This window comes from Ruegeria sp. YTSC004 (assembly GCF_059609805.1).
The window spans coordinates 300,733-309,667 of sequence record NZ_JBXWMJ010000005.1 but is presented as its reverse complement, the minus strand read 5'-3'; the positions used below and the strand labels follow the sequence as shown (position 1 = coordinate 309,667).

Sequence of the window (8,935 nt, the reverse complement as noted above, 5' to 3'; positions counted from 1 at the left end):
GCAGATCGCCTTGGCCCTGGACAATCTGGAAGCCGTAATCAAAGGCGCCGGCATGGATCTGAGCAATGTCGTCAAGTAGTCAACAATAAGGAGGGCCGATGTCCGCTATGCGGAGAGGCTGTGTGAAAACTCGGGCCCACGAACTCTCTCGTCGCGCTCGTTTTCAGCGCCTGTGCGAATGGTCTCTCATAAGCGCGAGAGAATGCACATAAAAGGAGTTTTCGGCATGTTTCGCCGAACGGTCAGAGTTTTCACACAGCCTCCGGACTAAGCAGTCATTTGTCGATCAAGCGAATACTGTTAGACTTAAATCCATGCGGCCATCCGGGCAACACGTACGCCTAGGCATCATTGTTTTTAGAGGTCATCAATTGAAGAGGCTATTTCCATCCCTTCCCGAGGACGCAACGCTTGGCAGCGTCTTTCAAATGTTTCCGGACAAACTTTCACTCTGGTGCCAGTACGAGAGCCTTGTGATGCGAGGAGCGAGTGAGCTTTCCGCCTCCGAACGAGAGTTAATTGCTGCATACGTTTCCGGGTTGAATGCCTGCTCCTATTGTCACGATGCGCATACTGTATTTGCCCACGCCTACGGCATTGATCCAAAACTGGTTGAAGCGCTGATGGAAAACCTTCATTCAGCGCCCGTCGATCAACGATTCAAGCCCGTCCTGGCTTTTGTAAAAAAGCTCACGCTATCGCCTTCCCGTATGACCGAGGCGGACGCACGGGCAGTCTATGAAGCCGGGTGGTCGGAGAGTGCGTTGTTTGATGCGGTACAGGTTTGTGGTGTGTTCAACTTGGTGAACCGCCTAGTTGAGGGGACAGGTATAAGCAAAGTTGCTCGGGACCCTGAAACGATTGATGGGGAAACCGTCGCAAAGTTGACCAGTACGTCATTCTATACTGACTTCGGCAGGGCCAACGGGCTCGATGTGTGACCAAATGGGTTGGCTTGGGGCTCCGAACCGGAGCTTTGAGAAAACCCAACCGTACGTGATGCGAGTCCAGCAAAGGATGCAAAGTTCGGTAGTGCCGATGGTTCAGAAGTTTATGTCTCTGGTTCCAACCAATGTGCCGCTGTTAAACGGACCTCGTCTGGAATCTCAGCAGCTCTCCGGGTCTCTAGGCTCAATAGAACACATTTGAAAACTGTCTAGAAAGCGATGGTTTCTCCTTCTGACCTGATAAGCTGATGTCTAAATGTCATAGACTTGGAGCCAATCTCGATGACAGATGTCTCCAACCTTATCGCATCACCTGCAGACAGTTCGGCACGAAAGTCGCTTTGTGCGTTGACGACGGCAAATGAAAGTCGTCGACCGTCTCGCATATCATTTGCCGTCAGTCCCATTTCCGATTGGATGGCAAAAACACCGTCTGAGCAGGCAGCAAAGTAACGGGACACGTTCATGTGACCGAGAGAATCACAGTCAGACGGGTCAACTACAGAGCGAAAGGAAATCATCGCTGGCATCAACTCACTCCCAGATATAGTTCGGGGATCATACAGTCCTGGAGGCCTCCGACAAAGATCAGTTCTGGGCTCAAAGCAGACTTCTGAGTGATTTTGTCGGATGTCAGCTCAGAGACGGAAATGAACCCGTGTCAAGAAACGCCAAAACTGACGCGAGCACTGGTCAGCTAACTGACCAAAACACAAGGATTGCAAACCGAGCCCAACCAGATCTCAGTTAAATACTGAGGTATGCTCCACAGCATTTGGGTGTAAACTCCTTTGGGTGCAATATCGGCTCGGAGGACCAGATTCATGACCATCCACAAAAGCGCCTATCCGGATATCGCTCTAACTGAAAAAACGGTTACTCAGCGCGTTTTCGAGGGAATCGATCCAGAGAAGAAGATATTAATCGACGGTCCATCTGGGCGTGCAGTGACCGGCGCACAGTTCGTGAGCGACGTCAAAGCTATAGCTGGTGGACTTGAGGCACGTGGATGGGGCGCAGACAAAATCGTCGCTTTGATGGCTCCGAATATTCCGGAATTCTGTATCGTTTATCATGCTTCAGCCTGGGCAGGCGGAACTGTAACAACAATCAACCCAACCTACACCGCTCATGAAGTTAACCACCAGCTTATTGATGCTAAAGCCGACGTCTTGGTCACTATCGCTGCGTTCGCTGACACTGCAAGGGAGGCTATATCAGGCACTTCCGTCAAAGAAATCGTTATTATGGGTGACGCCCCTGAAGGAATGATCCCGCTTTCCGAGGTAGTTGGCACGCCTATTGGGGAACAGGCACCAGTTGATGTAAGTACGCATGTGGTTACGCTGCCCTACTCCTCTGGTACAACCGGCCTGCCGAAGGGCGTGATGCTGACCCACCGCAACTTGGTAGTCAACATTGACCAAACCCTGCGTTTGGCCGATGTCACAATGGGCGAATTGACGGTCGCTTTCCTTCCGTTCTTTCACATCTATGGCTTACAAGTTTTGCAGAACATTTACCTCGCCGCGGGTGGTGGGTTGATCACCATGCCACGCTTTGACATTGAGATGTATCTAAATCTGGTCACCGAGTATCAAACTCCGAGACTCTGGATCGTGCCGCCTGTGGCGCTGGCGCTGGCAATGCATCCAATTGTCGATAAGTTTGACCTTTCTCATTTAGAACAGGTCAATTCCGCGGCAGCACCACTGGGTGCCGATGTGGCAGAAGCGATGGCCAAGCGGCTTGGAACCAACGTCACGCAAGGTTATGGCATGACAGAACTCTCACCCGTTAGCCATGTATCCCCATTCGGGAAGGGCAAACCCGGCGCGTCCGGCGTAGCGCTACCAAACACCGAAAGCCGGATTGTTGATCCCGAAACCCACGAGGACCTGCCTCTGGGACAGGACGGCGAACTCTGGGTGCGCGGACCTCAAGTTATGAAAGGATACCTCAACAACCCAAATGCCAGTAAAGAGGCCATCGTCGAAGACGGCTGGCTCAGAACTGGCGATATCGCGCACTTTGACGAAGAGGACTACCTCTTCATTACTGATCGCCTTAAGGAATTGATCAAATTTAAGGGATTTCAGGTTGCGCCTGCCGAGTTAGAAGCGGAGCTAGTCTCTCATCCGGCTATCGTCGATGCTGCAGTAATTGGTATACCCAATGACGAGGCGGGCGAGTTGCCTATGGCCTTCATCGTTCCTCCACCGGGCCAGGCTGCGCCAAGTCTAGAAGAAGTGCAGGACTACTTAAGTGATCGGCTTGCCCACTACAAACAAATACATCTTATGCATGTCGTTGAGGAGATTCCGAAGTCCGCCTCCGGTAAAATACTTCGACGGCTACTAAAGGATAAAATGGTTGCGTGATGAGCACGAACAAATCGAAACGATGACTCCTACCTTTGGTGGTACTATGCCATTCGTCGCGACTTACTCAGTGAACCGCACGAGCTATTACTACGCACTCATATACTAGGTGATTGATACGTCAATACCGGCCTTTCGTCTTGTCGCTTACGCTTTTGAGTACGCTTTGATAGAACGCGCCTTGCGCATCTTCGCCCATGGGCCCGACGACGCATTCCCACTCCAATTTTAGTGCTCCTGCGAGTACGATTTGCCGCGCTCTTTCAGGCGGTGCGGTTTCGTCAGTCGTTCCATTCATACAATCGTGAAAGGCTGATGAATATCGAACGGCCGCCCCTCTAGTCGCTCCATCGCGAAGTGCCTACTGATTAAGAATAGATAACGTTCGCGCAATCCTTAACAAAGCTTCGAGCACCAACTCCATTGTACTTCATATCACTGGATTAAAAGGGTTTTGTCGCAAAATGGTTTATGAAATCGGTGTAGACATGGCGCTCTCAGCCATGAATGTATCTTCGGTTGTAAGTGAAAGAGATGACCAACTCTACGCAATGGGAGTCTTTGAGGCGATGGGACTTACACCTCGTGAAGCCGCCTTAATAATTCTAGCTAAAGATAGTGAATATGTTAGGCCCAAGGAAATGGAAATATGTATCAAAAAATGGGCGCGCGAAGGAAGTTTGAACCCGACAGAACCTGCTGTCGCCAGTGCGCTTTCGAGGCTTGGCTATAACGAGATTTAAGTATCCGACATAGTCTCACTTATTCAGATGCCTCAAGTTTGCAATGTGGACCGCGATGTGATCCGGGGGACAAAGCTGGACGAGTTTCATTGCGGTCCTTTCTGTTATTTTATGTGCCGCTCCTGCTCTGCGGACAAAGCGTTCTTCGAAACAGGCCGCAGCGAACGGCTGGTGTGAGCCCAAGAATACCGGATGCTGCACCTCGCACCAATGGCTTGGAATCGCGGAAAGCCGACATTGGCTCCAATCAAGGCGGCACATTACCGGGCATTCATTTGTGATGCCCAAAAAATTTCTGATTTCAACGAACCGGTCGTTCGTTCATGAATCTCAGAGCTTCGCAAGAGGTAGCCTGAAAACAGAAGGATACACACGCGCTGCGTCAGGAAAAGTGTTCTTCCAGATGTCATTTATGATAACGGGCGAACTTGGAAAAGATGGCGCGAGACATTTGCTACTATACCTGAATCCTATGCGGTTTCGGCGCAGCAGACGTGTCGCAGAACCTGCGCGACGTTGCTCATGAAGGTGTCATCATACCCGGCGTCGTTTTCGAGAACGCTCAGGAACGCGCATGACGTGCCAGTGACCGTGTCCACCATCAGGAACTGGCCACCGTAACCGGCATGCGCAACCACCCGTCCGTCGGTCATGATATGGTTGGAGTAGCGCAGCCATTCTTTTGGCGGTGTCAGAGATGGTGCTGAGCGGGTCAGGCTTTGGCGGAGGAAATTTGCATTGGCACATGCGTTTCCAGACAGATCAAGACCGCCGCGCGCAAGAAATAGGCCAAACCGTGCGAGATCCCGAGCACTCAGGCAACCCCCACCGGAAAAGGCAGGGAAACCATCTTTGCTCAGGCTGATGTGAAAGGCGCCCTCGTAACCAACGGCATCTGCAATCCGTTCAATTTGTGCTGTAAGTGGGACGGGGCAAACCTGCGCTGCGATCAATGTCAGCACATCTGTGTTGGCCGACTTGTACTCCGCTACTGTTCGCGCCTCTGTCTCTCTGAACCCCCTAATTCTGGAAGCAAAGTCCTTGAGCGAGATTTCCTCCTGATCCTCGGTGGGTAGGCGCCAGCCCAGGGCAATCTCTTCATCATAGCAATCCGCATGCGGGTCATCATAGTCTTCGGTAAAATCATTGCTGACTGCCATATCCAGGAGAGCCTGAACGTTAACCTCGCGGTAGCCAGATCCAATATCGGGCAAATACTGTGCAACCTTTGCGTCAGGCGAGACGAACCCTTGGCCGATCAACTGTCCCATAATCAGGTGAATGTGCAGTTTTGTAATGGATTGGATCGAATGCGGTCGGTCTGTCCCAAAATCTGGTGCGGCCTGTTCCATGATCACCTGCCCGTCCCGTAGGCAGCAAAACGCAGAGAAGGCGGGATGTGCCAGAAGGTCCGCCAACGCGGGCACGGTTGCTGTCAGGTCCTGGTGGGCCTCTTCGAGCATCAACACATTTCGCGAACGCACCATCAGGGTGCGTCGGAACAGGCGGTGCGCGTTGTGAAATCCATGGCGGCGGTGGGCAGGCTGATTCCAACGCTGCTTGTTGTCTGGCCCCACGGTCAGATCGGGGTTGGGGGCTACCTTCAACCTGCTCATGTGCAATTCTCGTGGATCAACGCGTCGACGGCGACAACGTGGTCAGCATAGACAAACATCGGATTGATCTCAATTTCGCTGACCTTTTCGCGGGCCTGCAGGAAAGCATCACAAAGGTCGTTCAGCACGGTGACCACCTTGTTTATATCGGCGCGTGGACGGCCTCGAAAGCCTTCCAACAGGTGAAAAATCTTGAGCGATTTCAGAGCACTGGCGATATCGTCCTGCGTGGAGGGCAGAAGGACCGTTGTGGCATCCCCAACCAGTTCGGTCAAAACTCCGCCACTGCCCAGCACCAGTGCTGCGCCAAACTGCGGGTCATTGCGCAAGGTGACAATCATCTCTGCAACAGGCGTGGGCGACATGGCCTCAATCAGGTAGCTATCGCTCACGGCCTGCTTATCATAGGCAGTGACAGCCGTGTTCATTTGATCAAGTGCTTGCTTTAACGCGGCGCCATCGGCAATGCCCAGAGCAACCGCGCCTGCCTCACTCTTGTGGGCCAGCCGGGTAGACATCATCTTGAGCGCGACCGGATAGCCGATCTTTTTTGCGGCCACCTCGGCTTTTTGAGCCGTCGTTGTCCGGCCCGAAGGGACCGTGAAACCGCGCTCTGCAAGCCAGGCCTTGCCCGCGTCCTCAGTCAGCATGCCGAGTGAGCCAGGCGGGGTTCCGGCAATCAGTGGCTCCGGCCTTGTCGCCAGAATGCGATTACGTCGCGCGGCCCAAATGCTGGCGCTTTGCATGGCGTTGAGCGTTTCGTGAATGCCCTGCATCGGCGCGACTCCGATCGAGATCAGATAACGGCGGGTGACCTTGTCCAGATTCTCCGGCAGGGTCGCACAAATCGCTGCCGGGATTCCGCGATCGCAGGCAGCCTGTGCAAAGGCGCTGGCATCGTTTTGGTAATAGATCTTGGAGGCATCTAGCCCTTCTGCAGGATAGTCCTGCACCAGAACTGCCGCTTCGGCCCCTACGGCGTCCATCGCTTTGACGAAGACCGGATAGGTCAATTCGGCCTGCCCCCAGATCGGTGTGGTGTAATCCAGCGGGTTTGACACTGTTGCGATGTCTGGCAGCAGATCCACCAGGGCCGCATGCTCCGTTGCGCGGACAGCCGAGAACGTGAGCCCGATCTTTTCCGCGTGATCGGCCAGCATCGTCGCGCCGCCCCCCGAACAGGTGAAACCCGCAACGCTTGGCCCCTTGGGCGCGCCGACCACACAAAGGTACTTCAGCGTTTCCAGAAACTGCGCGGGGCTGGTGACACTGATCACGCCCGTGCGCGCAAACAACGCCTCATAGAGCGCGTCTGACCCCGACAGCGATCCCGTGTGACTGACAGTCAGAGCTGCGCCGATTGAAGAGCTGCCTGTCTTGAGCGCAACCACAGCCACGCCTCGCTCAATGGCTTTCAGGGCGGCGCGTTCAAAGGCGGGAATATCTTGAAGGCCCTCAATATGCAGCCCGATAGCACGCACTGCCGGGTCATCAGCGAAGGCGTCAAGAAAGTCCTCTAACCCCAGAACCGCCTGATTGCCTGCCGATACCATATATGCCAGTGGCAAGGAGCGCGCAGACATGGTGATGTCAGAGGAAAACATGCCCGATTGGGTGACAATCGCTGCACCGTAACCGGGTGACCAGCCACCGTGTTCGAAAGACCAAAGTGCTGCGTTGTCGATGTAGTTGATCAAACCGTAACAATTGGGACCGATGAGGGCCATGTCACCGGTTGCCTCGATCAGCGCCTGTTCTGCCGCCGCATCGCCGGTTTCCTTGAATCCTGCAGAAAAACAGACCACGCCACCGACGCCCATCTCAGCCAATTCGCCCAATGCGGCGACAATACCACCTGCGGGAATGGCCAGATAGACAGCATCAGGCGCTTCAGGCAGATCAGCGATACAGGGCACGCAAGGCACCCCCTTCAGATCTGTTCGCCTGGGGTTCACCGCCCACATTTGCCCTGCAAACCCACGCCTGCGCGCCTCTCTTACGGCAATGGTCGCATCCCGCCCGCCGATAAAAGCGATGGAGCGCGGCTTGAGAAGCCGCTCAAAGTTGGCGCGTCTCTTTGGGGTCATGCACCCAGGGGCCGCAGGATGGAGCGTGTGATGATGTGGCGTTGAATTTCAGAGGTGCCGTCCCAGATCCGCTCAAGTCGGCTGTCGCGCCAGAAGCGTTGGATCGGCATTTCCTCCATCAGCCCCATGCCACCGTAGATCTGCACCGCATCATCGGCGATCTTGCCCAGCATTTCTGAACAAAAGACCTTGATCATCGCCGCATCCGCATCGCTCATCACGCCCTGTTCGGCACGCGCCACGGCGTCTTTGACCATTAGGTCGGCTGCGCGCAATCCAATAGCGCCATCTGCAAGCCGGAAACCGGTGGCCTGAAACGCCCCGATGGGTTTGCCAAACTGCTTTCGGGACGCGGCCCATTCGGTGGCCATCTCCAGTATGCGCTCCGCCTTGCCACAACAGGTCGCCCCCACCCAGATGCGCCCCATGCCCAGCCATTTGCCAGAGAGTTCAAGACCACGCCCTTCTTCCCCCAGCACCTGCCCCGGACCAAGGCGCACATTATCGAAGTGCAGTTCAAACGTCTTGTAGCCGCGATAGCTGACACATTTGGTGCCTTCGCGGCAGTCAAAGCCCGGTGTGCCAACGTCCACCAAAAAGGCCGTCACCCGTTTGCGCGGTCCACGTGGCGTTTCGTCAGCACCCGTCGCAGCAAAAACGATCGCAAAATCGGGCATACAGGGGCCAGAGATGAAATGCTTTGAACCATTCAGGATCCAGTCATCTCCATCCCGCCGGGCGTTGGTTTTCATACCCATTACGTCCGACCCCGCGTCCGGTTCCGTCAGGGCGAACAACTCTCGTTTTTCACCGCGCACCGCGGGGAAAAGGTAACGTTCGCGCTGATCGCCCTCGCAAGCCATGAGCAGTTCCGTGGGACGCGCAGCCCAGCTTTGCAGGGCATGGCTGGTCTTGCCGTACTCGCGTTCAATCAAGGACATAGGCCCGTAACCAAGGCCTCCGCCCCCGACCTCTTCGGGCAAGTTGCAGGCAAACAGTCCCAACTCCTGGGCCTTCGCCTCAATCTGACGGCCAATCTCTTCGGGGACATAGCCCATCTGGTCCACTTCCTCCTCGTGTGGATACATTTCTGTTTCCACAAAGCGGCGGACGGTGCTGATCAGCAGGTCGGTTTCAACACTGGCTTCCATGTTCATAAGG

Annotated in this window: 7 protein-coding genes; 3 read left to right on the top strand and 4 right to left on the bottom strand. The window is 54.6% G+C overall.

The annotated features are described in order from the left end of the window. Nucleotides 1-428 precede the first annotated feature (428 nt). Nucleotides 429-941: a carboxymuconolactone decarboxylase family protein gene (locus AC2FFP_RS12000; protein ID WP_496767320.1), complete on the top strand. Its 513-nt coding sequence runs from the start codon at nucleotides 429-431 to the stop codon at nucleotides 939-941. Nucleotides 942-1,156: 215 nt separating this feature from the next. Here the strand turns inward: AC2FFP_RS12000 and AC2FFP_RS11995 are convergent, their stop codons facing one another. Then, nucleotides 1,157-1,477 (bottom strand): acyl-CoA thioesterase, encoded by a 321-nt coding sequence (locus tag AC2FFP_RS11995; RefSeq protein WP_496844605.1) that lies wholly within the window; start codon nucleotides 1,475-1,477, stop codon nucleotides 1,157-1,159. 294 nt (nucleotides 1,478-1,771) lie between these two features. Here AC2FFP_RS11995 and AC2FFP_RS11990 point away from each other — a divergent pair, with 294 nt between their 5' ends. After that, nucleotides 1,772-3,328 (top strand): AMP-binding protein, encoded by a 1,557-nt coding sequence (locus tag AC2FFP_RS11990; protein WP_496881072.1) that lies wholly within the window; start codon nucleotides 1,772-1,774, stop codon nucleotides 3,326-3,328. A 464-nt stretch (nucleotides 3,329-3,792) separates the two neighbouring features. Then, nucleotides 3,793-4,071 carry a hypothetical protein gene (locus tag AC2FFP_RS11985; RefSeq protein WP_496881071.1) on the top strand — a complete coding sequence of 93 codons (279 nt, stop codon included), beginning with the start codon at nucleotides 3,793-3,795 and terminating at the stop codon, nucleotides 4,069-4,071. Between the two features lie 470 nt (nucleotides 4,072-4,541). Here the strand turns inward: AC2FFP_RS11985 and AC2FFP_RS11980 are convergent, their stop codons facing one another. From AC2FFP_RS11980 to AC2FFP_RS11970, 3 genes are read right to left on the bottom strand one after another with little or no spacing between them, the layout of a single operon-like run. After that, complete coding sequence (locus AC2FFP_RS11980; RefSeq protein ID WP_282119703.1) at nucleotides 4,542-5,687, bottom strand: serine hydrolase domain-containing protein; 1,146 nt, start codon at nucleotides 5,685-5,687, stop codon at nucleotides 4,542-4,544. Next, complete coding sequence (locus AC2FFP_RS11975) at nucleotides 5,684-7,774, bottom strand: acetate--CoA ligase family protein (protein WP_282119702.1); 2,091 nt, start codon at nucleotides 7,772-7,774, stop codon at nucleotides 5,684-5,686. The genes AC2FFP_RS11980 and AC2FFP_RS11975 overlap by 4 nt, the downstream gene beginning before the upstream one ends. Beyond that, a complete protein-coding gene (locus AC2FFP_RS11970) occupies nucleotides 7,771-8,931 on the bottom strand; it encodes an acyl-CoA dehydrogenase family protein (RefSeq protein WP_199913573.1) in 1,161 nt (386 codons plus the stop codon). Before AC2FFP_RS11970 ends, AC2FFP_RS11975 begins: the two co-directional genes overlap by 4 nt. Between the last annotated feature and the right edge of the window lie 4 nt (nucleotides 8,932-8,935).